This is a genomic window from Salipiger abyssi (assembly GCF_001975705.1).
GTDB classification, from domain to species: domain Bacteria; phylum Pseudomonadota; class Alphaproteobacteria; order Rhodobacterales; family Rhodobacteraceae; genus Salipiger; species Salipiger abyssi.
Genome location: NZ_CP015093.1, coordinates 1,685,432 through 1,710,928, shown reverse-complemented (window position 1 = coordinate 1,710,928; position 25,497 = coordinate 1,685,432). Strand labels below are relative to the sequence as shown.

Annotated in this window: 29 protein-coding genes; 17 read left to right on the top strand and 12 right to left on the bottom strand. The window is 65.2% G+C overall.

Features of this window, described 5'->3' with window-relative positions:
• Positions 1–7 precede the first annotated feature (7 nt).
• Entirely contained in the window at positions 8–1,027 is a 1,020-nt protein-coding gene (locus tag Ga0080574_RS11850) for an NAD-dependent epimerase/dehydratase family protein (protein ID WP_076699222.1), read from the top strand.
• Between the two features lie 9 nt (positions 1,028–1,036).
• On the opposite strand, the gene Ga0080574_RS11845 is transcribed toward Ga0080574_RS11850, so the two are convergent.
• Both Ga0080574_RS11845 and Ga0080574_RS26220 read right to left on the bottom strand, forming a co-directional pair.
• Complete coding sequence (locus Ga0080574_RS11845) at positions 1,037–1,717, bottom strand: flagellar hook capping FlgD N-terminal domain-containing protein (RefSeq protein ID WP_076699219.1); 681 nt, start codon at positions 1,715–1,717, stop codon at positions 1,037–1,039.
• An 11-nt stretch (positions 1,718–1,728) separates the two neighbouring features.
• Entirely contained in the window at positions 1,729–2,121 is a 393-nt protein-coding gene (locus tag Ga0080574_RS26220; RefSeq protein ID WP_076699216.1) for a flagellar hook-length control protein FliK, read from the bottom strand.
• Between the two features lie 1,714 nt (positions 2,122–3,835).
• Between Ga0080574_RS26220 and Ga0080574_RS26215 the strand changes: the two genes are divergently transcribed.
• The 7 genes from Ga0080574_RS26215 (at position 3,836) to Ga0080574_RS11810 (ending at position 8,945) form a co-directional block, all read left to right on the top strand.
• A complete protein-coding gene (locus Ga0080574_RS26215; protein WP_198039806.1) occupies positions 3,836–4,117 on the top strand; it encodes a hypothetical protein in 282 nt (93 codons plus the stop codon).
• A 637-nt stretch (positions 4,118–4,754) separates the two neighbouring features.
• Entirely contained in the window at positions 4,755–5,015 is a 261-nt protein-coding gene (locus tag Ga0080574_RS11835; RefSeq protein WP_076699213.1) for a rod-binding protein, read from the top strand.
• Complete coding sequence (locus tag Ga0080574_RS11830; RefSeq protein WP_076699210.1) at positions 5,008–5,373, top strand: flagellar protein FlgN; 366 nt, start codon at positions 5,008–5,010, stop codon at positions 5,371–5,373. The genes Ga0080574_RS11835 and Ga0080574_RS11830 overlap by 8 nt, the downstream gene beginning before the upstream one ends.
• A gap of 212 nt (positions 5,374–5,585) precedes the next feature.
• On the top strand, positions 5,586–6,875 hold the full coding sequence (locus Ga0080574_RS11825; RefSeq protein WP_076699207.1) for a flagellin N-terminal helical domain-containing protein: 1,290 nt from the start codon (positions 5,586–5,588) through the stop codon (positions 6,873–6,875).
• A gap of 83 nt (positions 6,876–6,958) precedes the next feature.
• Positions 6,959–7,336, top strand: coding sequence for a flagellar biosynthesis regulator FlaF (gene flaF, locus Ga0080574_RS11820; RefSeq protein ID WP_076699204.1), 378 nt, complete (start codon positions 6,959–6,961; stop codon positions 7,334–7,336).
• Positions 7,333–7,737, top strand: a complete 405-nt coding sequence (gene flbT, locus Ga0080574_RS11815) for a flagellar biosynthesis repressor FlbT (RefSeq protein WP_076699201.1) — start codon at positions 7,333–7,335, stop codon at positions 7,735–7,737. Before flaF ends, flbT begins: the two co-directional genes overlap by 4 nt.
• Positions 7,734–8,945 carry a DUF1217 domain-containing protein gene (locus Ga0080574_RS11810; RefSeq protein WP_237219368.1) on the top strand — a complete coding sequence of 404 codons (1,212 nt, stop codon included), beginning with the start codon at positions 7,734–7,736 and terminating at the stop codon, positions 8,943–8,945. Before flbT ends, Ga0080574_RS11810 begins: the two co-directional genes overlap by 4 nt.
• Positions 8,946–8,970: 25 nt before the next feature.
• Here Ga0080574_RS11810 and Ga0080574_RS11805 read toward each other — a convergent pair whose 3' ends face one another.
• Positions 8,971–10,335 carry a FliI/YscN family ATPase gene (locus Ga0080574_RS11805; protein WP_076699198.1) on the bottom strand — a complete coding sequence of 455 codons (1,365 nt, stop codon included), beginning with the start codon at positions 10,333–10,335 and terminating at the stop codon, positions 8,971–8,973.
• A gap of 86 nt (positions 10,336–10,421) precedes the next feature.
• Between Ga0080574_RS11805 and Ga0080574_RS11800 the strand changes: the two genes are divergently transcribed.
• From Ga0080574_RS11800 to Ga0080574_RS11765, 9 genes are read left to right on the top strand one after another with little or no spacing between them, the layout of a single operon-like run.
• Positions 10,422–10,799: a FlgB family protein gene (locus Ga0080574_RS11800; RefSeq protein WP_076699195.1), complete on the top strand. Its 378-nt coding sequence runs from the start codon at positions 10,422–10,424 to the stop codon at positions 10,797–10,799.
• 17 nt (positions 10,800–10,816) lie between these two features.
• The gene (gene flgC, locus Ga0080574_RS11795; RefSeq protein WP_076699192.1) at positions 10,817–11,209 is read left to right on the top strand and encodes a flagellar basal body rod protein FlgC; all 393 of its coding nucleotides are present in this window, start codon (positions 10,817–10,819) and stop codon (positions 11,207–11,209) included.
• 31 nt (positions 11,210–11,240) lie between these two features.
• Positions 11,241–11,531, top strand: coding sequence for a flagellar hook-basal body complex protein FliE (fliE, locus tag Ga0080574_RS11790; RefSeq protein WP_076699189.1), 291 nt, complete (start codon positions 11,241–11,243; stop codon positions 11,529–11,531).
• A 4-nt stretch (positions 11,532–11,535) separates the two neighbouring features.
• Positions 11,536–11,805: a flagellar biosynthetic protein FliQ gene (locus tag Ga0080574_RS11785; protein ID WP_076699186.1), complete on the top strand. Its 270-nt coding sequence runs from the start codon at positions 11,536–11,538 to the stop codon at positions 11,803–11,805.
• A gap of 3 nt (positions 11,806–11,808) precedes the next feature.
• On the top strand, positions 11,809–12,522 hold the full coding sequence (locus Ga0080574_RS11780; protein WP_076699184.1) for a flagellar hook-basal body complex protein: 714 nt from the start codon (positions 11,809–11,811) through the stop codon (positions 12,520–12,522).
• Positions 12,523–12,534: 12 nt separating this feature from the next.
• Positions 12,535–13,320 carry a flagellar basal-body rod protein FlgG gene (gene flgG, locus Ga0080574_RS11775; RefSeq protein WP_076699181.1) on the top strand — a complete coding sequence of 262 codons (786 nt, stop codon included), beginning with the start codon at positions 12,535–12,537 and terminating at the stop codon, positions 13,318–13,320.
• Positions 13,320–13,745: a flagellar basal body P-ring formation chaperone FlgA gene (gene flgA / locus Ga0080574_RS25890; RefSeq protein WP_156876351.1), complete on the top strand. Its 426-nt coding sequence runs from the start codon at positions 13,320–13,322 to the stop codon at positions 13,743–13,745. The genes flgG and flgA overlap by 1 nt, the downstream gene beginning before the upstream one ends.
• Positions 13,746–13,748: 3 nt before the next feature.
• A complete protein-coding gene (flgH, locus tag Ga0080574_RS25885) occupies positions 13,749–14,477 on the top strand; it encodes a flagellar basal body L-ring protein FlgH (protein ID WP_156876350.1) in 729 nt (242 codons plus the stop codon).
• A 10-nt stretch (positions 14,478–14,487) separates the two neighbouring features.
• Positions 14,488–15,009 (top strand): flagellar basal body-associated FliL family protein, encoded by a 522-nt coding sequence (locus tag Ga0080574_RS11765; RefSeq protein ID WP_076699179.1) that lies wholly within the window; start codon positions 14,488–14,490, stop codon positions 15,007–15,009.
• Positions 15,010–15,023: 14 nt separating this feature from the next.
• Here Ga0080574_RS11765 and Ga0080574_RS11760 read toward each other — a convergent pair whose 3' ends face one another.
• The 9 genes from Ga0080574_RS11760 to Ga0080574_RS11720 form a co-directional block, all read right to left on the bottom strand.
• A complete protein-coding gene (locus tag Ga0080574_RS11760; protein ID WP_076699176.1) occupies positions 15,024–15,449 on the bottom strand; it encodes a hypothetical protein in 426 nt (141 codons plus the stop codon).
• Positions 15,446–16,540 carry an EscU/YscU/HrcU family type III secretion system export apparatus switch protein gene (locus Ga0080574_RS11755; protein WP_076699173.1) on the bottom strand — a complete coding sequence of 365 codons (1,095 nt, stop codon included), beginning with the start codon at positions 16,538–16,540 and terminating at the stop codon, positions 15,446–15,448. The genes Ga0080574_RS11760 and Ga0080574_RS11755 overlap by 4 nt, the downstream gene beginning before the upstream one ends.
• A 6-nt stretch (positions 16,541–16,546) precedes the next feature.
• Positions 16,547–17,314, bottom strand: coding sequence for a flagellar biosynthetic protein FliR (locus Ga0080574_RS11750; RefSeq protein WP_076699171.1), 768 nt, complete (start codon positions 17,312–17,314; stop codon positions 16,547–16,549).
• Positions 17,311–19,392, bottom strand: coding sequence for a flagellar biosynthesis protein FlhA (gene flhA, locus Ga0080574_RS11745; protein ID WP_076699164.1), 2,082 nt, complete (start codon positions 19,390–19,392; stop codon positions 17,311–17,313). The genes Ga0080574_RS11750 and flhA overlap by 4 nt, the downstream gene beginning before the upstream one ends.
• A 2-nt stretch (positions 19,393–19,394) precedes the next feature.
• Positions 19,395–20,144: a lytic transglycosylase domain-containing protein gene (locus Ga0080574_RS11740; RefSeq protein ID WP_237219367.1), complete on the bottom strand. Its 750-nt coding sequence runs from the start codon at positions 20,142–20,144 to the stop codon at positions 19,395–19,397.
• A gap of 76 nt (positions 20,145–20,220) precedes the next feature.
• Positions 20,221–22,443, bottom strand: a complete 2,223-nt coding sequence (locus Ga0080574_RS11735) for a hypothetical protein (RefSeq protein ID WP_237219366.1) — start codon at positions 22,441–22,443, stop codon at positions 20,221–20,223.
• Positions 22,440–23,309, bottom strand: a complete 870-nt coding sequence (gene motA, locus Ga0080574_RS11730; RefSeq protein WP_076699154.1) for a flagellar motor stator protein MotA — start codon at positions 23,307–23,309, stop codon at positions 22,440–22,442. Before motA ends, Ga0080574_RS11735 begins: the two co-directional genes overlap by 4 nt.
• Before the next feature lie 81 nt (positions 23,310–23,390).
• The gene (locus Ga0080574_RS11725) at positions 23,391–24,494 is read right to left on the bottom strand and encodes a flagellar basal body P-ring protein FlgI (RefSeq protein WP_076699151.1); all 1,104 of its coding nucleotides are present in this window, start codon (positions 24,492–24,494) and stop codon (positions 23,391–23,393) included.
• Positions 24,491–25,495: a flagellin gene (locus Ga0080574_RS11720; protein ID WP_076699148.1), complete on the bottom strand. Its 1,005-nt coding sequence runs from the start codon at positions 25,493–25,495 to the stop codon at positions 24,491–24,493. The genes Ga0080574_RS11725 and Ga0080574_RS11720 overlap by 4 nt, the downstream gene beginning before the upstream one ends.
• Positions 25,496–25,497: the final 2 nt, after the last annotated feature.

Below are 25,497 nucleotides of genomic sequence, written 5' to 3'. Positions count from 1 at the left end.
GCTGACCGTGACAGAGGCTTCGCGCACCGCGCTTGTGACCGGATCCGCCGGGTTCATCGGGTTCCACCTTGCCAAGCGGCTGCTCGATCAGGGCTATCGCGTGATCGGCCTGGACGCGCTGACCGACTATTACGATGTCGCGCTGAAAGAGCGCCGGCACGCGATCCTCGGCAACAACCCGGGCTTCAAGCCGATCATCGCGCGCACCGAAGACGACGAGCTGCTGACCGCGATCTTTTCCGAGGAACGGCCCGAAACCGTGGTGCATCTCGCGGCGCAGGCCGGGGTTCGTCATTCGATCGAAGTTCCCCGCACCTATGTGAAATCCAATCTGCTCGGCACCGCCGAACTGCTGGAGGCGGCGCGCGCGGTGCCGCCGCGGCATCTGCTCATGGCCTCGACCTCCTCGGTCTACGGCGCCAATACCGAGATGCCTTACCGCGAAACCATGCGGACGGATCACCAGATGTCGTTCTACGCGGCCACCAAGAAGGCCAACGAGGCGATGGCGCATTCCTATTCGCATCTCTTCGGCATTCCGATCACCATGTTCCGCTTTTTCACGGTCTACGGCCCCTGGGGCCGCCCGGACATGGCGCTGTTCAAGTTCGTCAAGGCGATCCTCGAGGACCGCCCCATCGACATCTACAACCACGGTCGCATGAAACGCGATTTCACCTATGTGGAAGATCTCGTCGAAGGGCTGGTCCGGCTGATCGACACACCCCCGGTGATGGGCGCGCCGCTGGAGGGCGACAGCCTGTCGCCGGTGGCGCCGTGGCGGGTGCTGAATATCGGCCATGGCGCCCCCGAGGTGCTGGAGGATTTCGTCACCGCCATCGAGACGGCGCTGGGGCGCAAGGCCAAGCGCAATTACATGGATATGCAACCCGGCGATGTGCCCGCGACCTGGGCCGATACCGCGCTTTTGACCCAGCTCACCGGCCCGCTGCCCCGAACGGCGCTTGCAGAGGGCGTGGCGCAATTCGTCGCCTGGTACCGATCCTATTACAATATCCCGGGCTGATCGTCCCTGTCATCCGTCGCCCGGACGCAGTGCCGTCACCTGCGCCGCATCGACCTCGGTTCCACCCGAAAGGGTCAGCCGCACGGAAGCCCCTTCTTGCCGGACTTCGACAATCGGGTTGAAGGCCGGCGCGCCAGCGCTTCCGATCAAGTCATCGTCGAGATAGCTTTCCACCTCGAAATCATAGCGCCCTCTGGCGAATCCGGTACCGTCGGTCGCGACGCCCGCCCAGGTCACCACCGGTTCGGACGGGTCGAGCCTGAGCCGCTGTACGGTGTCGCCCGCCGCATCGGTCACGACGAGCCAGGCGCTGTCGGCGCCCGGCGCGATCTCTGGCCGCAACGTCACAGGCACACCGTCGAACAGAACTGGCGCATCGGCCAGAGCCTTCATGCCGATCCAGGAGGAAAGCTGCTGCAAGCCACCGCCGGCCAGCTTGTCGGTCAACTCCTTGAGCAGATCGTTGGTCAATACCTGTTGCTCCACCGACGAGAACGTGGCCAGCTGCGTGGCGTAATCGGTCGCCTCCACCGGATTCAGCGGATCCTGGTTCTGCATCTGCGCGGTCAGCATGCGCAAAAAGGTCTCGAAATCCGAACTGAGCATCGCATTGCCCGGCGTGGCTCCCGAGCCGGTGCTGGCGGTGCTGCTGTTCGTTCCGGTGCTGGTCGTCGTGCCGGTCGTTTCCATGGGCTGGGTCCTCAGAGTCGAATATCCAGGCCGCCGGAGGCGGCAGGCGGGGGCGGTGACACGGTGGCGGGCTCGGCCATGGCAGCTTGGCCGCCAGGGGTGGTGCCACGACCATGGTGGCCGCTCTGTTCCTCGCCAAAGTTGAAGCTGGCGGAATCGTAGCCCAGCTCGGACAGGTGGCGGGCAAGCTGATCGACATGACGCCGGAGCAGATCGAGCGTTTCCGGTCGCTCCGCGCTGATCGTCAGCGCCAGCCCCTGCTCGCCCTGCACCATGCGAAAGCGCAGGTGCCCGAGCTCTTCGGGGTTGAGTTTCAACTCGATCGTCTCGTCGCCCGTGTTGCCCGACATCGCCTCGACAAGCTGCCGGACAATCGGCAGCGCGTTCTCCTGTCGCGGCGGCACTGCCGTTGTCTGAGCGGCAACCGATGGCGCGGACAATTGGACATCCGCTATCGACGCGCCCAGCGGACTCTCGCCCCGCAGGGGTGCGTTTTCATCCAGAACCGGGGATAGGACTGAAGCTACGGGAACACTCGTTTGCGCGTTGGCACTCTCCGAAGCTGTACGCTGCGGGAGCGGACGTGGCTCCACCGTCTGCACAGGTCGTGGCTCCGCCGCCTCGGCCTGCCGGCGCGAGGATTTCTCCGGCGCGGGCGTCGAGAATTCCGCGCGCTCCCGAGGCTCGACCTTCGATTGCAGATTATCGGCTGCTTTCGGCAGGGTTGCAGCGCGGCTTTCCACAGCGCCGATGCGCTCGGTGCGATGCTCGGGCACCGGTTCCAGCCGCACAGACGGGCCATCAGGGTGGTTGGACCGCTGCTCCAGCAGCTCATGGCGCGGAGCGGGCCGGACACTCGCCTGCGTCACATATGATGGGACATCGGATATCGGAGATACCGCTGAAGCAGGTGCAAGGGACATTGACTCGACCCTCGTCTCAGAGATTCCGCCCACGCGACGATCGGCCATGATTGGCTCCGATCGACCGGTCGCGATAGCGCGCTCCGCCCGTGCTGCTGTCTCTTCCAGAACCCCAGCGCCCGATCCGGTCATCCGCGAAGCGCCCTTGCCGGGGCCGTGAAACACCCTGCGCGGCACCGCCGGCCCTTGGCCCGGTGCCTCTAAGGACTCGCCATCGGAAACCGGGGTTTCGGGATCGGTGACGACGAACCGCCCATCTATGATCGTAGCGGGCTGCTTTGCGCTCACGGCTTGGGGCGCGCTATTCGGCACGGAGTTCGCGGCGATGTCGATAGCGTTCCTGCCCGCTCCATCGACGGGCGGACGAACCTCTCTGGCCACCGCAGGCCGCTGCGCGTCGGCGCTGTGTTGCCGGGCCGCTGGGAGGCTGCGTAGCGCCGGCTCAAACAACACCGGCTCGGCGCCGCGGCCTTCCGACAAGCGGAAAACCTCCCTGGCCCTCTCGGATGCGCTGGCCGCTGTGGCGTCTCGCACCGATATGGTGTTCGCAACCTCGCCGCGGGTCCGGGCACGTTCGGCTTGCGGCGGCTCTGTCGGCCTTTTCACATTCAACCGCGAGGACCCCGGCGTCTCCGGTGCGTGCCGAGACACGGCCGGCCCTTCCTGTCCGCTGCGACCTGTTTCCTGCGGGGCTGGCGCCCTGGCGAAAGTCCTTGGAGGCACCGTGGACTCGGTCGCATCAGGAGTTCGTTGCCCTGTCGCCTTGAACGAACCCTGACCACGCGAACGCCGAGCCTCGCGCGCGACGATAGGACCCCCCAACCCGTCATCTCCCGAGTTCTCAGCCCGGGCGCTGCCAGGCTCTCTCACCGGCAAGACCGTTTTTCCTGTCTCGGGCGGGATATGTTCAGGGCTGGCAGCGTGGTTTCCGGGCCCGGGTCTTTGAAGCGACGCGCTCTCGGGCACGGCTGGCGTTGATACGGTCCTATCCCGCAATGCGGCGCCTTCTGATGACGGGGCAGTCTTGCGAACAGGCGCTGACAGTTCCGACCTGCCGGAGCCCGTCGCATTCGGCAAAGCCCCGGCAGCCTGCAAATCTTCATGCGCTGACGCAGTTCGCCCGGGCGATATCGGGTCATTCTTCACCCGGTCTTTGGCGGGTGTCATCCTGTCGGACCGCCCGGAAGACCCCAAGGTGGACGACATCGGCAAAGAGACGTCGCGTGGCGTGTCTGATGAGGCCGGGAGCATCACCCGCTCTCCGCGCGCAATCACCCTGTTTTCCGATGTCGGCTCGGCAACCGCGTTATCTGCCAGCCTGTGCGAAATGTTCTTGGCCGCCGCATATTGCGCGCGCGCATTGCCCGCCGCTGAAGGTTCGGAAGAAGTTTTCTCCGGCTTGATACTCACCGGTCGGCCGTTTTGCGCACCTTCGCGCTCACGAGTTCCGAGCGCCGACTTGGAAGGGCCGGAGTAATGCGCCGGCATCTGCTGTTTCCGTTCCTGTCCTAAGAGCTGGCTGGTCTCGTCTTGAAACGCTTGCGGTATTGCGGCGGCGACGCCAGCGTCCCAGGTATCTGAAGCAGGTGCCGTCTCCGGAGCAGACTTAGCAGCCGACTGAACCGTTGTCGGGTTGGCCTCCCTGCCATCCACCCCGTCATCCACCGATGCCCCAGGCGGACTCGGCCTAGCGGACTCGGCCAGATTCCGAGGTGCAGTATCGTCTTCTGTGAAAATGGGCTCCGGGCGCTGGCGGACGTCATCCTCAACCGTATCGCGTTTCGGAACGGTCTCGTCAGTGTCGGAGGTGGCCTCTACCTCCACCATCGGATCACCGTCCTGTGCCCCGTCCTCGCCTGCCTCCGCATCCGTGGCAGCGCTTTCTGCCTCGAGAGACAGGAACACCTCTTCGAAACCGGTGCCCTCCGTACGACCGTCACCGGATTTTTCGCTGCCTGCAAGTACCTGCAACGCATTTAGAAGACCTGTCATCTGGCTCAGCATATCCGCTCCGGGAATTCTTCCGTCGCGATCATCCTAGGCGAAAGATCCTTACCGCTTCTTTACCGCCAGCGGGTCCAATGTGGTCAGTTGAGTCGAATTGGAGAAAGATGATGGAGATCAACGGACCACCGCCGCCGACCCGGCCCGACCCGTTGCGCAGCGCAGCCGTCGCGCTCGAAGCGTCGTTTCTGACCGAGATGTTGAAAGCCGCTGGTTTCGGTGAAAGCCGCGATGCCTTCGGCGGCGGCGCCGGAGAGGAACAGTTCGCTTCCTTCCTGCGCCGTGAACATGCGCAGACTCTTGCAGAGACAGGTGGAATCGGCCTGGCGGAATCGCTTTACCATGCTTTGAAGGACCGGATGGATGACTGACGACGACCACACACCCGACACCCTTGTGACCGCGCTCGACTCGCTGCTTGAGCGCGAGCGCAATGCTCTGCTCGACGGCGCGCTCGACGAGATCGGCCCGCTGATGGAGGAAAAGGCGGCTCTGGTCGCCCGGCTGGCCGAGGCGCCGCCGGAGGAGGCCGACGCGATGCAGCCGCTGCATCTGAAGCTGCGCCGCAATCAGCAGCTCTTCGACCACGCGCTCGACGGAATCCGTAACGTCGCCAAGCGGCTGGGCGCACTGCGCGAAATTCGCGACTCGATGGAGGTTTACGACGCGCAGGGACGGCGTGCGAGCATCGGCGGCGAAGAGAAAAGTCGCATGGAACGGCGTGCTTGAGGGGATTTTCATCAAATGCCGGGCAACAGGCGCAGGCGCCTTAGCGCTCCGTTAGGACTCTGCGGCGATGGTGTGCCCCGCATCCCCAAAAGGGGTGACGCAGCGGGCGCAACGCCCGGTCTGCCTCCGTCAGAAAGACGTCGAGAGCGCCGGTTCCGGCGCATCCCAACAATCGGCGTAAAGCGCCGCATGACTGTAAGGACGAAACATCCATGTCTAGCATTCTGACGAACAATGGCGCCATGGTGGCGCTCCAGACCCTGAAATCCATCAACTCGAGCCTCGCCACGACCCAGAGCGAAATCTCCACCGGCAAGCGTGTCGCGGACGCCAAGGACAACGCCGCCGTCTGGGCGATTTCCAAGGTGATGGAAGCCGACGTGAAGGGCTTCAAGGGTATCTCCGACAGCCTCAACCTGGGCGAGTCCACCGTCGCCGTGGCACGCTCCGCCTCGGAAACGGTCACCGACCTGCTGACCGACATCAAGGGCAAAATCGTCGCCGCTCAAGAGGAGAACGTCGACCGGGCCAAGATCCAGACGGATATCGACGCACTGCGCGACCAGATCGATGCGGTGGTGGGCGCGGCCCAGTTCAACGGTCTGAACCTGCTCTCGAACACCGATTCGACCGCCGACTCCGGCAACATCAACGTCCTTGCGTCGCTCGACCGATCAGGCACCGGCGTCGCCGCCTCCGACATCTCTGTCGCGAAGCAGGACCTGGGTACCGGCGCAGCCTCCACCGGCACCGTGAACCTGGACGTTTCGGTGAACACGACCGGTGTGGCAAGCGGTGCCACGGCCGAGTTCGTCACCTTCGATGGCGTCGGCACGGACGACGAGCTGGTCGCTGGCGCAAACTTCAAGGTGACCGGCAGCGGCAACTTCGCAGGCGATACCTCCGGCGATGCGCTCGATTTCTCGGCAGATGTCGAATACGTGGCCCGGGACGGCGACACCCTTGCCGACGTCACCTCGGCAATGGTCGAGCGCCTGAACTTCCAGGCCGCTTCGGATGGTCTCGATATCACCTTCTCGGTCAACGGGACCAATGCCGGTCAGATCGACTTCACCAACAACTACGACGAAGCGATCTCTGACGACAACAGCGTGGTGGAGCAATCCGACATCGCCGATATTGCAACGCTGGAGTCCGAAGCCGACGGCACCATCGGTGGCGGTCTGGAACTGCTGTCTAGCTTTGACGTCACAACCGACGACGGGACCGACGCAGCTCTCGATGGCATCGAGGGTCTGCTCCAGACGGCCATCGACTCCGCCTCGGCCTTCGGCTCGGTCCAGGGCCGCATCGAGACCCAGACCGATTTCATCGCGAGCCTGACCGACTCCCTGAAATCCGGTATCGGCACGCTGGTTGATGCCGATATGGAAGAGGCTTCGGCCCGCTTGCAGGCGCTTCAGGTGCAGCAGCAGCTGGGCGTTCAGGCTCTGTCGATCGCCAACCAGGCGCCGCAGTCGCTGCTGTCGCTCTTCCAGTAAAACGCACCTCCCGGAGGCCGGATTTCCGGCCTCCGATCCTTTAAACCGGACTGTTTCCTGAAACAGAGTCAGAAGGTTCTGCCGTGAACGCCCAGACAATGGCGCATCGCGCCTACGCCCAGACCGCCACCAGCACGCGCACCGACAGGGCCATCGAATACGACCTGTTCGCCCGCGTCACCCATCGCATCAAATCCGCCGCCGAGACCGGCCCCAAAGCCTATCCGAAACTCGTCGAAGCGCTTTACGACAACCGCAATCTGTGGACCGCGCTGGCCGTCGATGTGGCCGATCCCAAGAACAAGCTGCCGCAGGAACTGCGGGCGCAGATCTTCTATCTTTCGGAATTCGTACAGGTTCATACCGGCAAGGTGCTGGCGCGCAAGGCGCGGCTGGCCCCGATCCTCGAAGTGAATGCCGCAATCATGCGCGGCCTCAGCGGCCGGAGGGCAAAGCGATGAGCGGCCTGGTCCTGAAACTCGGCCCCCGGGAGCGAGTGCTGATCAACGGCGCGGTGATCGAAAACGGCGACCGCCGCAGCCGCCTCTCCATCGTCAGTCCGAACGCCAATATCCTGCGCCTGCGCGATGCCATTCATCCCGACGAGGCGCGCACGCCCGTTCGACGGCTCTGCTACGCGGCGCAGCTTGTGCTGACCGGCGACGCAAATGCCGAAGAGGCGCAGCCACAGCTTCTGCGAAATGTCGAAGAGCTAAGCCGGATACTTACCGATCCGGACAGCCGCAAACTTCTCACCACCGCGACAGAGGCCCTGATCGACGGCCAGTTCTATCAATGCCTCAAGGCTCTGCGCGCGCTGATCCCAAGGGAGGACCGGCTTTTCGCCGCGACACGCCAATGAGCTTTACCCCGATGATCGCCGGCAATGGGCTTGTCGGCTGGCAGATGCTGCAATCGACGCTGGATACCCAGCGCAAGGCCTTCGTCAGCAGCGCCGAGATCAGTCGTGAGTCGGCCTATTTCCGCGAGACCATCGGTTCCGTCGCCTCCGCCGAAGAGCTTGTCGACGACCGCCGCCTCCTGAGCGTCGCCCTGTCAGCCTTTGGCATGGATGACGAGATCGACAGCAAATACCTGATCCGCCGCATCATCGAGGAAGGCATCGAAGACGATGATGCGCTCGCCAACAAACTGAGCGACAGCCGCTATTCCGCGCTGGCCGAGGCCTTTGATTTCGAAGTGGTCACCACCTACAAAACCCAGCAGGAGGGCTTTGCAGACCCGATCCTCGCCGCCTATGAAGAAAAGCAGCGTGCCGACCTCGCCGCGACCCTCGAAGCGCCTGAATATGTCAACGATCCCGAATATGCCGCGCTGTTCGAGGCGCAGGTGGAGGAGAATCTTGAAATCTCCCGCGCCTATTTCGAGGAAAAGATCCCGGATATCACCTCCGCCGAGGACCTGCTCGCCGATCCGGAGCTGATGCAGGTCGTGCTCACCGCCTTCGATATCCAGGACCGGCGCAACAGCCACACAGTGCTGCGTCGCGTGCTCGAAGAGGGCACCAGCGGCCCCTCGGCGCTGGCCAATGTCCTGGGCGATGAGAATCTGATGGCCCTGGCCGAGGCGTTCGGTTTCGATCAGGTGGAAAGCAAAACGGTCCTCCAGACCGAGGCTTTTACCGAGAATATCGTCGAACAATATCGCTGGCAGCGGTTTGAGGATGCGGTCGGTGAGGTCGACGAGGCGATCGGTCGTGCCTTGCAGTTTCAGCGCTCGGTCCCCGAATTGTCTGCGAACGACATCAGCGACAATGCCAAATGGTACAATGTGCTGGGCAGCAGGATGATGCGCGAGGTTTTCGAAACCGCGCTCAACCTGCCAGACGGATTCAGCCAGATCGATCTCGACAAGCAGGTGGAAATGTTGACGGAAAAGGCCGAAAGCCGCTTTGGCATTCAGTCCTTCAGCGATCTCCAGGACGAGGCGGTGCTGAACAAGGTGATCCACGGCTACCTTCTTCAGGAGCAGATCGCACAGACCAGCGGCTTTGGCTCGCAGCAGATCGCTTTGACGCTGCTCAGCACGATCCGATACAATCGCGAATAAGGACGGCCTGTCGCGATAGCTAAACTTACCTTGCCCGTGCGGCCTTTGCCTTCGGCACCGAGGGCGGCTTCATGCCGGAGCGCCGCAGAATCAGCCGCAGCCGGTTGAAGGCCGCAGTCACCCCGTGCGGGGAGGCCTCTCCCACGAAAGCATCGAGATCCGGCCAGGCCCGGATCGCCTGATCCAGCACCGGATCCTCACCCTCGCGATAGAGCCCCGCGCGGATCATCGTCTCAGACCTGGAATAGGCACCCAGCAGATGCCGCGCCTGGAGAAGCACCGCGTTTTCCTCCTCCGTCGCCGCTTCGGGCAGGCTGCGCGAGACCGAGCGCAGCACGTCGATGGCCGGGAACCGCCCACGCTCGGCGATCTCGCGGCTCAGCACCACATGACCGTCGAGCACCCCGCGCAGGATATCCGCCACCGGCTCATCCATGTCCGAACCCGCAACCAGAACACTGAAGACGGCGGTGATATCTCCCGTGCCGGGCAGGCCGGGACCGGCGCGCTCTGCCAGCCGCATAATCTGATTTGCCGTTGAGGGCGGAAAGCCCCGCAGCGCCGGCATTTCCCCGGCCGCGACCGCCACCTCGCGATGCGCTTCGGCAAAACGCGTGATGGAATCGGCGAGATAAAGCACATGCAGCCCCTGATCGCGAAAATGTTCGGCAATCGTCATGGCGGCGAGCGGGCAGCGACGGCGTTCCAGCGGCGAGCGGTCGGAGGTGGCAGCCACCACCACAGAGCGCGCCATGCCCTCCTCGCCCAGCACCGTATGCACGAAATCATGCACCTCGCGCCCGCGCTCGCCGACCAGCGCCAGCACCACCACATCCGCCGACATGCCCCGGGCGAGCGCGGCCAGCAGGCGCGACTTGCCCACCCCCGAGCCGGCGAACAGCCCCACACGCTGGCCGCGCACAACCGGCAGCAAAGTATCAAACGACGCCAACCCAGTCGGCAGCCGCGTCCCCAGCCCGCGCCGCTGCGCCGCCGGCGGCGGGCTGGCGCGGAACGGGCGGCGGCGGGCGCCGGGGCTGAGGGGAATTTCATCCAGCGGCAGCCCGTACGGGTCGATCACCCGTCCGATCCAGCCATCCGACGGCGCCAGTGTCGGCGCGCCCAGCACCGCCACGCGGTCGCCCTGCGACACGCCGTCGGCGCCCTCGTCGGGCAGCATGGCCACCAGATCCTCGCGGATGCGCAAAACCTCGCCATCGAGCGGATCTGCGCCACGATAGAGCCGCATCCGGTCACCGATACAGGCCACATGCGCCAGCCCGCGCACCCAGATCACCGTGCCATCGACGGAGCGCACGCGGCCCACGGCGCGGATCGGCTGTATCTGGGAAATGCGCGCGCGCAGCCCGGCAATCTCTCCCTCATCCATGCGTGCGTATCCTTTATCCGGTTCAAACCATTTCTAAAGGAATCACCGTTAAGCCTTGATTGAAGCCAATCGAGGGAGAAGCCCCGATGTTCCAGAATCTGGACGTTTTCAAAACCGCCATGGCAATGGCGCGCCATGCAGGGACGCAGCAGGCGGTGAGCGCGCAGAATATCGCAAACGCCGACACGCCGCGTTACCGCGCGCAGGATTTGCCCGATTTCAGCGAGACGTTGCGCAGCACGATGCTGACACAGCGCGCGACCCGTGCGCGCCACCTCAACGGGGCGGCAAGCAATGCGCCACCCGCACCGATAGAGCGGCGCGACACCGTCGACCCGAACGGCAATACCGTCTCGATCGAGGCCGAAATGGTCACGGCGGTGGATGCCATGCGCGCGCATGATCGTGCGCTCTCGATCTACCGGTCGAACCTCACCCTCTTGCGCGCCAGCCTCGGCCGCTGACGAAAGGAGGACCGAAAATGAGTGCCTTTTCCGACGCCCTTGCCGTCACTTCGAGCGGGCTGCGCGCCCAGGCCACGCGGCTGCGCGTGCTGTCCGAGAATATCGCCAATGTCGATACGCCCGGCTACCGGCGCAAGACCATTCCGTTCGAGCTATCGCAAAGCCGCGGGTCGGAGATGCCGCAGGTGCGCGCCGGCGATGTGACCCTGGACCGCAGCGATCTGGAGCGGATTTACGATCCCGACCATCCGATGGCCGATGGCGGCGGCTTTTACGACGGCACCAATGTCGATCTCATCATCGAGCTGGCCGACGCCCGCGAGGCGCAGCGCAGCTACGAAGCCAACCTGAAAATGTTCGAACAGACCCGGCAGATGTCCAGCAGCCTTATGGAGCTGCTGCGCAGATAACAGACCCTAATTCAGCGGAATGGAGACCAGAATGGACGTCCGATCGCTTTTCGCCGCGCAGAAATACGCGGCCCAGCGCCCCGCCACCGAGCCGCAGCCCGGCGCCGGCGGCATTCAGGAAAAATTCACCGAAGCGGCACAGGATTTCGCCGCAACCCTGACAGAGGCCGAGACCACGGCCAAGGCGGCGATGACCGGCGATGCCGATCCGCACGCGCTGGTGCAGGCGCTGGCGCAATCCGAGCTCGCCGTCGAAACCGTGGTCGCGGTGCGCAACAAGGTTGTCGAGGCCTATCAGGAAATCCTGCGGATGCCGGTCTGACGCGATGCTGAGCGAGGCGATCTTCTACGACACGCTGCGCCAGGGACTCTGGATCGCCACCATCACCTCGGTGCCGATCCTCAGCGCCGCGCTGGTCGCCGGCGTGAGCGTGGGGCTGTTCCAGGCGCTGACCTCGATCCAGGAGATGACGCTCACCTTCGTGCCCAAACTGCTGGCCATCGTCGTCGTGTTCTGGATGTCGATGAGCTTCATGACCGAGACGCTGGTGGGGTTCTTTCAGGACCACATCCTTCCCATGACCACCGGAGGCTGAGAGATGGGCATCACCGATTACACCACGCTCTCGCGTCAGCAGGGGCTGATGCGCGAGATGCGGATGATCGCCAACAATATCGCCAACAGCGCAACCACCGGATACCGCCAACAGGGGCTGATCTTCTCGGAATATGTGCGCAGCACTGATCTCGCCGGCAGCGTCTCGATGTCGGCGGCGCATGTGCGCAACAGTTCGTTCGCGCAAGGCACGCTGACCCGCACCGGCGGACAGTTCGATCTGGCCATCGAGGGGGATGGGTTCTTCCTGATCCAGTCGCCGCAGGGCGAACGGCTGACCCGCGACGGCGCCTTCAGCGTCAGCGCGGCGGGCGATCTGGTCACGCAGGACGGTTATCCGGTGCTGGATGCGGGCGGCGCGCCGGTCTTCATCCCGCCCGATGCCAGCGACCTCGCGGTGGCGCAGGACGGAACGCTCAGCAGCAATGGACGACCGCTGGGGCAGGTGGGGATCGTGCAGCCTCTCGACCCGCTCGGCCTGGTGCGCGAGGGCGGCGTGATGTTCCGTGCCGATGACGGCGTCGGTCCGGCGGAAAACCCCAGGGTGATGCAAGGCTTTGTCGAGAGCTCCAATGTCGATCCCATCCTTCAGATCGCCCGGATGATCGAGGTCCAGCGCGCCTATGAGATGGGCCAGAACTTCCTGCAACGCGAGGACGAGCGCGTCCGCGCCGCCATCAAGGCCTTTATCAAGTAAGGAGAGCAGAGCATGCGTGCCCTGAAAATCGCAGCCACCGGGATGAGCGCCCAGCAGATGCGGGTCGAGGTGATCTCGAACAACCTGTCGAACATGAGCACCACCGGCTACAACGCCCGCCGCGCGGAGTTCTCGGATCTGCATTACCAGCAATTCGCCCGCGCCGGCACGATCAATGCCTCCGACGGCACGATGCTGCCCACGGGCGTGCAGCTCGGGCTCGGCACCCGGCCCGCCGCGGTGACGATGAAACTGGCGCAGGGGGCGCTGTCGCAGACCGGCGGCGATCTCGACATCGCCATCGAGGGGCGCGGCTATCTCGAGGTGACGCTGCCGACGGGCGAGGCCGGATATACCCGCGACGGCGCGTTGAAACGCGACGGCGACGGGCTGATCGTCACCTCGGACGGGCTGGCGGTGGCGCCCGACATCACCATCCCCGAGGACGCCACCAGCATCTCGATCAACCGCGAGGGCGAGGTCTATGCCTATTTCGACGACACGGTCGAGGCGCAGCTTCTGGGGCAGTTCACCATGGTCGGCTTTACCAATCCCAAGGGGCTGGAGGCGATCGGCAGCAACCTCTTCACCGAGACCGAGGCCTCCGGCCCGCCGGTGCAGACCACCGCGGGGCAGGAGGGGCTGGGCACCTTCCGGCAGGGCTATCTCGAGGACAGCTCCGTTGATCCGGTCTATGAGATCACCGAACTGATCGAGGCACAGCGCGGCTACGAGCTGAACTCCAAGGTGATCTCCGCCGCCGACCAGATGCTGGGCGCAACGGTGCAGGTGCGCTGATGCGGCTGGCGGCCCTTCTCCTGCTCGCGCTGTTCGGCGCCTGGCCCGCATCGGCGGAGACGGTGGTCGCCACCCGCACGATTCGCGCGCAGGAGATCGTCGCGCCCGACGCGGTGCGGCTCGATCCCGCGCAGATCCCCGGCGCGCATGCGGCGCTCGGGCAGGTCGTCGGACAAGAGGCGCGGGTAACGCTCTATCCCGGCCGGCCGGTGATGCGCGGCGCGGTGGGCGCGCCGGCGCTGATCGAGCGCAACCAGATCGTCGAGCTGATCTTTGCCCGTGGCGGGCTGCGCATCGCCACTGAGGGAAGGGCGCTCGACCGGGCCGGCGCGGGCGAACGGATTCGCGTGATGAACCTCTCCTCGCGCACCACGCTTTTCGGTACCGTCACCGCGCAGGGGACGGTGATCATGACGAATGAGTGACCCATGACAGCACGATTTCTCTGCCTTCTCTGCCTGCTTCCCGCCATCGCGTGCAGCCGGTTGGACCATATCGGCAAACCGCCGAGTTTTACCCCGCAGGCCGACAGCGCCGAGCGCGTCGCCATGGCCTATACCGGCACGCCGGTCCCGATCCTGCCCGAAAGGCCCACCGATCACGCCTCGCTCTGGAGCCGCGAGAAGAGCTCGCTCCTGGGCGACCGCCGGGCGATGAAAAAGGGCGATATCCTCACCGTTGTGATCGAGATCGACGAGGAGGCGAATATCTCCAACAGCACGTCGCGCTCGCGCTCGGGGTCGGAAAACCTCGCCATTCCGCAGCTTTTCGGCATCCCCCAGCGGCAGGACGAACGGCTGCCGGCGGGCGCCAGCATGGCCAATGCGGTGGATCTCAACAGCCAGGCGGCCTCGGGCGGCGACGGCCAAGTGAGCCGGCAGGAACAGCTGACCCTGCGTGTCGCCGCGACCATCCTCGATGTCATGCCGAACGGCGTGCTTGCCATCCAGGGCGCGCAGGAGGTGCGGGTGAATTTCGAACTGCGCGAATTGCTGGTCTCGGGCTATGTCCGGCCCGAGGACATCACACGCAATAACGAAATCACCTATGACAAGATCGCCTCGGCACGCATCTCCTATGGCGGGCGCGGGCAGATCACCGATGTGCAGCAGCCGCGGCTCGGGCAGCAGGTGCTCGACGTGATCCTGCCGTTCTGACGAGGCCGCCATGAAGAAACTGCTCCCCATCCTGCTCGCCCTGATCGGCACCGCCGCCGGCACCGGCGCGGGGATCTTCCTCGCCGCGCCTCAAGAGCCCGCCGAACACGAGGCCGCGTCGGATCACGGCGAGACGGCGGACGCCCACGATACCGGCGGCGATGCGCATGCGGCGCCAAAAGAGAGCCACGATGACGGGCACGACGGCGGCAACGAATACGCCAAGATGAGCAACCAGTTCGTCGTGCCCGTCATCGGGCAGGACCGGGTGGACTCGCTGGTGGTGATGTCGCTCAGCCTGGAGGTGACCGCCGGCGGCACCGAGCTGGTCTTTGACCGTGAGCCCAAGCTGCGCGACGCCTTTCTCCGCGTGCTGTTCGATCATGCCAATATCGGCGGGTTCGAGGGCAATTTCACCGACATCCAGCGGCTCGAGGTGCTGCGGCGCGCGCTCATGGATGCGGCGCGCAATGTCCTGGGCGCCAGCGTGCTCGACGTTCTGATCACCGAGATCGCGCGACAGGACAACTGAGCCTTTCCGACCCGTCAGCGGTCCGGATCGTAGGTCGCAAGCCGCGACAGCGCATCGAGCCGGATATCGTCCTCGGCCAGCCGGGCGTCGCGACGCTCGGCTGCCTCGCGTCGGGCGACCTCTTTCGCCGCCTCGTCGCGGGCAAAGGCCAGCCGGGCCGCAGCGGCGCTATGGGCCTGGCGCGCGCGCGCCATGGCGATGCCCTGATTGATCTCACCCCGGCGCTGCGCCAGCCAGCCCTGCCAGAGCGTATCCGCCCCGAGCAACCTGCGCGCATCCAGCGAATCCGACTCGGCAAAGGTCGCCTGACGCAACCCGTCGATTCGAGCCTGTTCCGCCTGCAAACGCGACTCTTCCGCCAGATCGCGGCGATAGCTCTCGAGCGCGCGTTCCCGCAAGAGCGCCGTCACACGCAACAATTCGTCCATGTCCTGCGTCACGAAAACAGCCCCTTCTGGTCACGCATCTTGCGGCGCATCTCTTCGGCAAAGCGGATCGCGGCGGCGACCGGGCGGAAATGCTCCGGCGCGATCTGATCGCCGATCTCGGTGGTGGCGTGCAGCGCCCGCGCGGTGGGCGGATCGGAATGCACCGGCACCCCGGCCTCCTCGGCGATCTCGCGGATCCGGCGGGCGATCTCGTCCACCCCTTTGGCAACACAGACCGGCGCCTCGCCGGGCAGGCGGCTCCAGCGCAGGGCGACCGCGTAATGGGTCGGGTTGACGATCACCACATCCGCCTCGGGCACATCGGCCATCATCTGGGTCATCGCGATCTCCTGCGCGCGGGCACGGCGGTGTTGCTTGAACATCGGATCGCCCTCCGCCTCCTTGTATTCGTCGCGCAGTTCCTTCTGCGACATGCGGTTGCGGCGCAGATGCTCGGCCCGCTGCCACAGGTAATCGATGGCGCCGAGCGCGATGGCCACCAGCGCGGCGATCCCCAGCAACCGCAGCATCAGCGTGCCCATCAGCGCCGCCGCCTCACGCGCCGAAGCGCGACCGATCCCGGCGATCTCGTCGAGCCTTGAGGCCAGGAAGAGGCTGAGCAGCACGGAATAGAGCACCAGCTTGGCAAAGCTCTTGGCGAATTCGAACAGCCCGCGCCGCCCGAACTTGTTCTTGGCGTTCTCGATGGGCGACAGCCGGTTGAACTTGAACGCCAGTTTCGACGGGGTGAAGAGAAGCGACCGGCTGGCGAACAAAGTCAGCAGCACCATCAGCGCCGGCACCGCCAGCCAGGGCAGCACCGGTTTCAGCACCGCCGCCAGCAGCCCGCCGGTGGGCGCGCTCGCCATGCCGTCAAAAAACAGCGGTGCCAGACGGTCGGGCTGCGCCACCATCGGCAGCAGCGCGTCGCCGAACCGGATGACGGCATCGCCGCCCAGCGCCAACCCGGTCAACAGCATCCCGAGATAGGCGGCGGCGGTCAGCAGGTCGGGCGAGCGCGGAATCTCGCCCTTCTTCCGTGCCTCGTCGAGCTTGCGCTGCGAGGCCTCGTGCGATTTGTCACCTCCGTCTTCTTCGGCCATGGGCACCTACCGGAACGGGCTGGAGAGAAACGCATCGACCGCCGAGAGCCAGACCGACAGCATCATCGGCGCGGTGAGCAGCAGCAGCGCAATAGAGCCGAAGGTGATCACCGGGGCGCCGACAAAGGCGACCATGAGCTGCGGCATCGCCTTGTTGATGAAGCCGAGCGTCAGGTTGTAGAGCGCCGAGAGGATCACGAAGGGCGCGGCGAGGGTGAAGGCCAGGGCAAAGCACTGCGCGACGCGGTCGCGCCCGGCCTCGGCCACAGTCGCGGGATCCGGGAAATGCAGCGCCGGCAGCAGCTCATAGGAGAGGACGAAGAACGCCGCCGCCTTGACGTGAAAGCCGGTGGTCATCAGCAGCGCCAGTCCCGCGACGGTCAGGATATGGCCGATGGCGGGCATCGGATCGGCGGCGCTGTTGCCGAGCAGCTGCGCCAGCGAGGTCGATTGCGCGGCGATGCTGCCGGCGGTCTGGAGCGCGTGGATAAAGAGCCGCAGCCAGAGACCCAGCAGCAGCCCGTTGACGCTCTCGCTCAGGATCGCGACGGTCAGTGCCGGCAGGCCAGGCGGAGGTGCCGCGATCTGTGCCGAAGCCGCCGGGAGGATCACCACGGTGAGCGTCAGGCTCAGCATCAGCCGCACCCGCACCGAAACGGTCTGCTCGCCGAGCACGGGCAGCGCCGCCATCGCGGCGCCGACGCGCAGGAACACGATGAGCCCGACCCAGAGCCAGCCCGAAAGCAGCGTCAACAAGCCCTCGGGCAGGGTCATGCCGCCACCACGCCGACCAGCGAGGGCCGTGCCTCCACCCCGATTTCCTCGAAGGAGAGCACCGGGTTGCCGATGCCTTTGGCAGACAGGATCGTGCGCAGGAAACGGCGACGGCGGGCGCTGGTGACCAGCGCTGGAAAGATGCCGCGATTGCCCGCCGCGCTGATCTCGTCGGCGACGCCGGCGGTGAGCGTGTCGAACATCTCGGGCGGCAGCGCCACGTCGAGCCCGCCGCGCGCACCCTCGACCTGATAGGTGGAGAAGGTATCCTCCCATTCCGGCGCCAGCTGGATCAGCGGGATCGTCCCGTCCTTGCGGCGCATGCCTGCGACGAGCTGGAAGCCGAGGCGCTGGCGCACATGTTCGCAGATCGCCTCGGGGCCGATCTGCTGGCCGCGCATCTCCGAAATCGACTCGAGGATCAGCGGCAGGTTGCGGATGCTGACCTGCTCTTCCAGCAACAGCCGCAGCACCTGGTGCAGCGTGTCGATTGGCACCTTGTCGGGGATCAACTCGTCGAGCAGCCGCCGGTTCGCTTCGGCCCGGGCGGGGTTTGAGAGAGAAACCATCTCGTCGAGCAGCCGGCGCAGGGCTTTCAGCGTCAGCAACCGGCCGAAATTGCGCTTGATCACCTCCAGCAGGTGAGTGGCCAGCACCTCGGTCGGAGTGACAATGGTGGCGCCGGTGATCGCCGCGCGATCCTGATCCTCGGGGCGGATCCAGCGTGCAGGTGCGCCATAGACCGGCTCTGTCACATCGCGCCCGTCGGGCAGGCGGCCATGCTCTTCGGGCATCAGCGCCAGCACCAGATCCGGGTTCAGCTCGCCCCGCGCGATCTCTACCCCATGGATGCGAATGACATAGGCGCCGGTTTCCAGCGCGGCGGCATCGGTCAGCCGGATCTCGGGCAGGATGAGCCCGAACCCCGAGGCGATATGGCGGCGCATATTGTCGATCCGCACATCGAGACCGGTGCCGGGATCGAGCACCATGTTCACCAGATCCGGCGCGAATTCGACATGGATCTCGTCCACATCCAGCACATCGCCGAGCGGACGCTCGCGCGGCGCCTCTTCCTCCGCTTCGGGTTCGGGCGGCGCCGGCGGTTCCGCCTGTTTGCGCGCCATATAGACGGCGAGCCCACCCAGGACACCGGCGCCGAGGATGAAGGGCAGGAAGGGTAGGCCCGGAACCAGCGCAAAGAGCGCCATCAGCACGCCGACCGTGCCGAGCGCCGCCGGGTGGCGCGCGAGCTGCCCCGCCATGGCGACATCGGTGGCCCCGGTGGCGCCGCCGCGTGCCAGCAGCAGCCCCGAGGCGATGGAGATGATCACCGCGGGGATCTGCGTCACCAGCCCGTCGCCCACCGTCAGGATCGCATAGGTCTCGAATGCGTGGGAAAGCGCCATTCCATGGCCGAAAATCCCCATCACCATGCCCATCACGAGATTGAGCAGGGTGATGAGCAGCCCGGCGACCGCGTCGCCCTTGACGAATTTCGACGCGCCGTCGAGCGAGCCGAAAAACGTCGTCTCCTGCTGTTCGCGTTCGCGGCGGGCCTTGGCCTCGGCGTGGTCGATGGCGCCAGCGGACATGTCGCTGTCGATGGCGAGCTGCTTGCCCGGCATGCCGTCGAGCGCGAACCGCGCCCCGACCTCGGCCATGCGGGCAGCGCCCTTGGTGATCACCGCGAAATTCACGATCATCAGCACGCCAAAGACAACGAGACCGAGGAAAACGCTGCCGCCCATGACAAAATTTGCAAACCCCTCGATCACGTCGCCGGCGGCGGAGGTGCCGGTATGGCCCTCGCCGATGATCAGCTTGGTCGAGCTGACATTGAGCGAGAGGCGCAGCATGAGCGAGGCGAGCAGGATGGTCGGGAAGGCGGAGAAATCGAGCGGGCGTTCGATGAAGAGCGTGACCGTGAAGATAAGGATCGCCAGGCCGAAGGAAGCGGCAAGCCCGACATCCAGCACCCAGGCCGGCACCGGCAGGATCATCATCACGATGACCGCCATCAGCGCGACCGCGAGCAGCACTGTTGGTTTGAAGAGCGGGGCAGGGGCCTCCGGCATGCTCAGCCCCCCAGACCGGGAACAAAGGCGGCGGCGCCGTCGGACAGCGGCGCGAGCGAGGCGCGGGCGGCAACGCCCTCGCGGCGCAGCAGCGGGAAGCGATTGACCCGCGCAGCATGCCTGACAGGCTCTTTATCTTCTGTGAATCCCGGAGACAGGCCGGCACGCATAGCGCGGTAGCGGCGCTTGTAGCGCTCGGCATATTTGGGGGTGCGGCTGTGATAGGCCCCTGCCGCCTCGATCCAGCTGCCGGTTTCCGCGTGGAGCCTGCGCAGGAACCGCGCCGCGTAGAGCGCATTCGCCACCGGGTCGAGCATCTCGTCCAGCGACCGGAAGGCGGTGCCATGCCAGCGGTAATTTATCTGGAAACAGCCCAGATCGAAGCTACGGATCCGCTTTTCAAGTGTTGCGGCCGCATGCTGCCGGGCCGCATGCCGCGTGCCGAACCAACGCCCCTCACCCTGCACATTGATCGTCCAGGGCCAGGGGCGCGTTTTGCCGCCCCGCGCCCGTCCCGTCTCAGTCCGGGCGATCGCCATCAACACCTCGACCGGAACACCCGTCTGGCGCGATGCCTCCCGCGCGGCGCGGTCGCAAATTGCCGAGGGCGCCGCAAGCACCGGGAGGGAAAACATGCAGATCGTGCCGAGCGTCAGAAACAGATAGATCAACCTTGCCAGCCACCGCGCGCCGCGCCGTGACCCTCTGCGAAATCTGACGCTGCCTGTCCTGTCACTGTCGGGAAAGACCATTCTGATCCACCGGGGTTCCGAGTTCGTTTTCAACCGCTATCGCGGCAAGGTTTATTTTCCGTAAGCCCGCGCCGGGTTAGTCGCTCGGCAGTCGGGTGTCCTCCAGCAGGGCGCGCAGGGCGGCACGCGTTTCGGCGCCGGTGCCGGCGAGCTGTTCGGCGAGCGCAAGGCTCGGCAAAGTTTCATCTGCATTAGGAAGATCGGCACGGACGAGCGCAGCGGTCGCGCCCAGCGTGTCCTGCGCGTCATCGAGTGCAGGCCAGTCACCCGCCAGCCAGGCAGCGGAACGTGCCCGCTGCGGCTCGCCAAGCTTGTCATAAGCCGTTCTGGCATAGTCGAAATCGCCCATCATACGCCGCGCCTCCGCCCGGAGCCGCAGCACGTCCTCGCCCTGCAATCCGATCAGCGCGATCTCGGCTGCCTCCGGCTCGGAGCGGGCAAGGTGAATGCGGGCGGTGAGTAGGCGCGTGCGCCGGGCTGCGCGGTCTGCCCCGGTCAGATCGGCCCAGCTTGCCGCCTCATCACTAAGGCCGAGATTGAGCAGGCGCTCTGCCACGGCAAGCGTGGCCTTTGGCTCGACCAGCCCATCGAACGCGGCCGCGCGTGACACCGTCTGTTTCAGAAACGCCGTATCGGGTGCCTGCTCGGTGAGCAGGATCAGCGCCTCACCGGCGGCGGCGACACGTATCGATTCCGGGATATCGTCAGCGTTCCAAAAGCTGGCGAAGCCTTCCTCGTACTCGCCATTGGCGATCATCGCCCGCAGATGCGCCCGCCAAAGTTCCGGACCCTTTTCCGTCTCGCGCAGCTCTGTCGCATAGGCGGCAGACAGCTCCGTCATGCGCGCGCCGACCGGTTCACGCCGCTCCGTCGCAATCTCGATCGCGGCGGCGACCGCGTCGGGCGCATGCTCTCCCGCGCGCGCAGCAAAGGCTTCGAGAACGTCACGCGCCTCATCTACCGCGCCTTCGAGCCGGTCGATCTTTGCCGCGCTGTAAACCATATCTTCGCTGGTCTCGCCCGTGGCGCGCGCAAGCTGCAAGAGCAGGTTGCGCGCGACGCCGGGCTGACCCTCCTCTGCGAGCCTTGTCGCGAGGCGCGGCCCAAGCAGGGAGCGCAGATTCAGCGGCAATTTTTCAAAGGCCCGCCGGATCGCGTCGCCGTCGATTTCAGCGCCCTCAGGCAGGGCGGGCGCCCCCGCCAGCGCCCAGAGCGCAGCAAACCCGTCGCAATCGGTCTGGCCGGCGAATACGCCGGCCCCATCAGCCTCACCATCGACAATGCCGGCCAGCGCAACAAGAACCGGATCGCGCAGCTCCGGATCCAATTCGAGCAGTGCCCGAGCTTCAGCGCCGAATCCGATATGGAGATAGGCCCTGGCCAGTGCGATCAGCACCTCGGGATCAAGCCGGTCGAATTCGCCGTAAAGCCGCGCGCGCAGTTCAGGAATGATCGTCTCGAGCGTTTCATCTCCGCCCCAGGACGCAAGGTCCAGCCTGTCATCGCGCACGCAAGCGGTGCCACCAATCCGAATGCGCGATTGCAGGTCATAAGGGTCCTGCCCGGCAATCGCCGCTTCGATAGCGGTGCGCGCCGTCGAAGCCGCATCGCCCGTACCGGAAACGCTATCCTCGTAAACCTCCGGAGACGCGTCCCGCGCGGCGTTGGGGCGAAGCAGATCCCGCAACGCGGGATTGAGCAGCCCTTCGGTGGCTGCGGTGGCGAGCTGCTCGGAGAGCATGCGCTCAAAGGCCCCCGGGTCGATGGCTGGCGCCTCCGCTGGCACGGAACCGGTATCGGCGATGGTCGGCAGGCTGAAGGCAGGCAGCAACGCATTTTCAGCCGGCGGCGGGCCAATACCGACGTCCGGCCCGACCCGCAGTTCCGAAAGCGCTTTTGAGGCCGGGGACGGTGGCGAAGGTTCTGGCAGCGGCGGCGTGCCTGCGCGAATGTCGACAACGAGCATGCGCTCGCGCAGCAGAAAAGCCGAGGCTGCGCAGGCGCAGGCGAGGTCGATCCGGATGCCGCTCCCTTCCGCCAGGACCGAAAGGTCGGCGACACGCGCGCGATCGATGCGAGCAAACACATCGGAAAAATCGAACACATACCCGCCCGTTTCGAAACGAATCTCTGCCTGCCGCGCCTCCGGCTGCGACAGCCGCCATTGCATGTCTCGCGGAAGATCGAGCACCAGACGGGTGAAATCGCCATGTTCGCCGGATCGCACGCGGATCTCCTGAGCGAATGCCGGCAAACTCCCGAGCAGCAACGCAGCCATGAGTACAGCGGCCCGGATCATGCCGCTGCCTGCTTGACCGATTTCAGCGCCTCCTCGAGATCCACGAAGCTCGGCCGGAAATGCGCCGGGGTATTCTGGCGGCCGACCTCGATGCAGATATTCGTGGCATGATTGTGCAGGTTGGCGACCAGAACTTCGCGGATCAGCTGATAGAAATGCAGGTCGTCCTCCACCACCGCCTTGACCTTCACCGCGAAGGGCCCGGCAAAGCCATAAGCCAGGAAAACGCCCAAAAACGTGCCAACAAGCGCACCGCCGATGAGCTTGCCCAGAACCTCGGGCGGCTGGTCGATCGAGCCCATGGTCTTGATCACTCCGAGCACCGCGGCGACGATGCCCAGCGCCGGCAGACCGTCCGCCAGGCTTTGCAGTGCGTGGCTGGAATGCAGGCGGTGATGCTCCAGCGCCTCGATGCGCTTGTCGAGCACCTCCTCCACCTGATGCGGATCATCGTAGTTCATCGACATGGAGCGCATCGTGTCGCAGATCAGCTCCACCGCGATCTTGTCGCCCTGGATCTTTGGATATTTGGTAAAGATCGCCGACTCGCCCGGCGATTCCACATGTTCCTCGATTGCGACGGGGCTTTGTCGCGCCAGCCGGATCAGTTCGAACAGCAGGCAAAGCAAATCGCGGTAATCGGCCGGCTTCCACTTCGCACCTTTGAAAACCTTGCCGACATCCTTGAGCGTGTGTTTCACCACACCGGAATCGTTGCCGATCAGGAACGATCCAACTGCGGCGCCACCGATCATCATCATCTCGAAAGGCAGCGCCTTGAGAATGATCGCCATCTTGCCGCCGGCGAGGATGTAACCGCCGAACACCATGGCAAAAATCACAACGATCCCGATGATTCCCAGCATTGGGACGGCTCCTTTGTCAGCGTTGAGGAGAGAGTAGGCCGGCAGCCGTTAATAAAGGGTCTGCGCCCGCCGGATATGCCGCTACATCACCACGAATTCCGCATGCAGCGCGCCTGCGGCCTTGATGCTCTTGAGAATGTCGATCATGTCGCGCGGAGACACGCCCAGCGCGTTCAGCCCGGCGATGACCTCCGACAGGGAGGTTCCGCTCGGGATTTCCGCCAGGCCGATCCCAGGCTCCTCGAAGATCCCCGCATTGGTGCGCGGTACAACCACCGTCTCGCCCTCGGCGAAGGGATTGGGCTGCACTGTGATCGGGTTTTCCTCGATCCGCAGGGTCAGGTTGCCCTGCGATACCGCGACGCGCGAGATGCGCACGTCCTCCCCCATCACGATGGTGCCCGACCGCTGATCGACCACGACCCGGGCGCGCCGCTCCGGCTCCACCGGCAGGTTCTCGATGGCCACGACGGCACGGGCAGGCGAGCCCGCGCCGGTGCGGCGCAGATCGACCGATATCGTGCCAGCGTCGAGCATCCGGGCCGCAGGCTGCCCGACACGCCGGTTAATCGCGTTTTCGATACGTGCGGCGGTGGTAAAATCCGGCTCGCGCAGCGCCAGGCGCAGAGTCGAAAGCTGGGTGAAATCGAACTCGACCTCGCGTTCGATGCGCGCTCCTGCCGGGATCACACCGGAGGTTGGCACCCCCTGGACCACTCGCGCCGCATCGCCCGCCGCATCGACACCGCCGGCGATGACCGTACCCTGGGCCACTGCATAGATCTGCCCATCGGCAGCATTGAGCGGTGTCATGATCAGCGTACCGCCCAGCAGGCTGTTGGCATCGCCGATCGCCGAGACGGTGACGTCTATCTGACTGCCCGAGCGGGCGAAGGGCGGCAGGCGACCGGTGACGAACACCGCCGCCACGTTGCGCGGACGAAACTGCTCACCGGTGACATTCACCCCGAGCCGTTCGAGGATGTTTTGCATGATCTCTTCGGTGAAGGGCGCGTTGCGCAGGCCGTCGCCGGTGCCATTGAGCCCGACCACAAGGCCATACCCAACAAGATCGTTGGCGCGAACGCCGTCGACCTCGACCAGATCCTTGATCCGAACCGCCTGCGCCTGTGCCGCACCGGCGAGCATCAGCGCAAGGCAGAGAGAAACCGCAAAACGGATCATGACAGGAACGCCGTCAGCGACAGGCGTGACGAGCGGGCGGTGATCGCGTAGAGGCTTTCCAGCTGGACACGGGTGTTTTCGTAGCGTGTCGCCGTTTCGTATTCGTCGGTCCCGACAAGCTCCAGCCGCGCCAAGCTGGTCGCGGTGCGCTCGGCAGAGTTACGCGCCGTGGTCCGCTCGATCCGTTCCTCGACGCCGCCCAGACCGGCGCGCAGCTCGACCATGCTGGCCTGAGCGCTTTGAAGCGCCAGCGCCGAGGTGGAAATCAGTTCCGTCTTCACCTCCGTGGACAAGCTCAGCGTTTCGTCACTGGCAAGCGCAGCGCCAGCCACAGCCTTCATCATGTCGCGGAACACGGTCTCATCGGCACGGATGTCGAGCGTCACGCTCTCTGTCCGGCTGAGCCGCAGCGGCGCCAGCGCGGTATCCGATCCGGTATAGCCGTCGGTTTCGAATCCGCCGCCGGCGCTGTCGAACCAGTTGTCGAGCTGTGCCTCGATGCCCGCAACGGTGGTTTCGCCGGCAAGTGCGCCGCGCAGCTCCGCCAGCATGGTGTCGCTGTCGATCACCGAGGGGCTGTCAGTGGCGGCGCCGGAAAACAGAAACCGACCGCCGACCGAACGGTTGAGCCCATTGAGCATCTGTTGCAGCGCATCCTCCGCATCGCCGGAGAGGGTCTGGAACATTTCGTCATTGGGCGTCAGCTCGACCGAGAGCAGCACCTGCGAAAGTGACTCGGTGCGGTCCTGGATCTCCTCCAGCGTGGTCTGCATCGTGTCGGCCAGCAGCGCCGCTTCGGCGGTGTTGACGCGATAGGTTTCGAGCTGCGAGAGTGTGCGGTCGATGGCGAGGAGGCCGGTGACATCGCCACCCAGATGCGCTGCCGGGTCTCTGACGAACCCCGTGGCGATTTCGGTTCCCAGCGTGTCGAGTTCGCGGTTGAGCCGGGTCTGATGCGTGCGCAGCACCAGCGTCCGGGCAAGATCGCCGACAGTGTCCATGG

Excerpts from the sequence above, each read along its gene's own strand:
- Ga0080574_RS11845 (WP_076699219.1), bottom strand. The coding sequence starts at position 1,717 with ATGGAAACGACCGGCACGACGACCAGCACCGGAACGAACAGCAGCACC.
- Ga0080574_RS11835 (WP_076699213.1), top strand. The coding sequence starts at position 4,755 with ATGGAGATCAACGGACCACCGCCGCCGACCCGGCCCGACCCGTTGCGC.
- Ga0080574_RS11830 (WP_076699210.1), top strand. The coding sequence starts at position 5,008 with ATGACTGACGACGACCACACACCCGACACCCTTGTGACCGCGCTCGAC.
- Ga0080574_RS11825 (WP_076699207.1), top strand. The coding sequence starts at position 5,586 with ATGTCTAGCATTCTGACGAACAATGGCGCCATGGTGGCGCTCCAGACC.
- flbT (WP_076699201.1), top strand. The coding sequence starts at position 7,333 with ATGAGCGGCCTGGTCCTGAAACTCGGCCCCCGGGAGCGAGTGCTGATC.
- Ga0080574_RS11810 (WP_237219368.1), top strand. The coding sequence starts at position 7,734 with ATGAGCTTTACCCCGATGATCGCCGGCAATGGGCTTGTCGGCTGGCAG.
- Ga0080574_RS11805 (WP_076699198.1), bottom strand. The coding sequence starts at position 10,335 with ATGGATGAGGGAGAGATTGCCGGGCTGCGCGCGCGCATTTCCCAGATA.
- Ga0080574_RS11800 (WP_076699195.1), top strand. The coding sequence starts at position 10,422 with ATGTTCCAGAATCTGGACGTTTTCAAAACCGCCATGGCAATGGCGCGC.
- flgC (WP_076699192.1), top strand. The coding sequence starts at position 10,817 with ATGAGTGCCTTTTCCGACGCCCTTGCCGTCACTTCGAGCGGGCTGCGC.
- fliE (WP_076699189.1), top strand. The coding sequence starts at position 11,241 with ATGGACGTCCGATCGCTTTTCGCCGCGCAGAAATACGCGGCCCAGCGC.
- Ga0080574_RS11785 (WP_076699186.1), top strand. The coding sequence starts at position 11,536 with ATGCTGAGCGAGGCGATCTTCTACGACACGCTGCGCCAGGGACTCTGG.
- Ga0080574_RS11780 (WP_076699184.1), top strand. The coding sequence starts at position 11,809 with ATGGGCATCACCGATTACACCACGCTCTCGCGTCAGCAGGGGCTGATG.
- flgG (WP_076699181.1), top strand. The coding sequence starts at position 12,535 with ATGCGTGCCCTGAAAATCGCAGCCACCGGGATGAGCGCCCAGCAGATG.
- flgA (WP_156876351.1), top strand. The coding sequence starts at position 13,320 with ATGCGGCTGGCGGCCCTTCTCCTGCTCGCGCTGTTCGGCGCCTGGCCC.
- flgH (WP_156876350.1), top strand. The coding sequence starts at position 13,749 with ATGACAGCACGATTTCTCTGCCTTCTCTGCCTGCTTCCCGCCATCGCG.
- Ga0080574_RS11765 (WP_076699179.1), top strand. The coding sequence starts at position 14,488 with ATGAAGAAACTGCTCCCCATCCTGCTCGCCCTGATCGGCACCGCCGCC.
- Ga0080574_RS11755 (WP_076699173.1), bottom strand. The coding sequence starts at position 16,540 with ATGGCCGAAGAAGACGGAGGTGACAAATCGCACGAGGCCTCGCAGCGC.
- Ga0080574_RS11750 (WP_076699171.1), bottom strand. The coding sequence starts at position 17,314 with ATGACCCTGCCCGAGGGCTTGTTGACGCTGCTTTCGGGCTGGCTCTGG.
- flhA (WP_076699164.1), bottom strand. The coding sequence starts at position 19,392 with ATGCCGGAGGCCCCTGCCCCGCTCTTCAAACCAACAGTGCTGCTCGCG.
- Ga0080574_RS11740 (WP_237219367.1), bottom strand. The coding sequence starts at position 20,144 with ATGGTCTTTCCCGACAGTGACAGGACAGGCAGCGTCAGATTTCGCAGA.
- Ga0080574_RS11735 (WP_237219366.1), bottom strand. The coding sequence starts at position 22,443 with ATGATCCGGGCCGCTGTACTCATGGCTGCGTTGCTGCTCGGGAGTTTG.
- motA (WP_076699154.1), bottom strand. The coding sequence starts at position 23,309 with ATGCTGGGAATCATCGGGATCGTTGTGATTTTTGCCATGGTGTTCGGC.
- Ga0080574_RS11725 (WP_076699151.1), bottom strand. The coding sequence starts at position 24,494 with ATGATCCGTTTTGCGGTTTCTCTCTGCCTTGCGCTGATGCTCGCCGGT.
- Ga0080574_RS11720 (WP_076699148.1), bottom strand. The coding sequence starts at position 25,495 with ATGGACACTGTCGGCGATCTTGCCCGGACGCTGGTGCTGCGCACGCAT.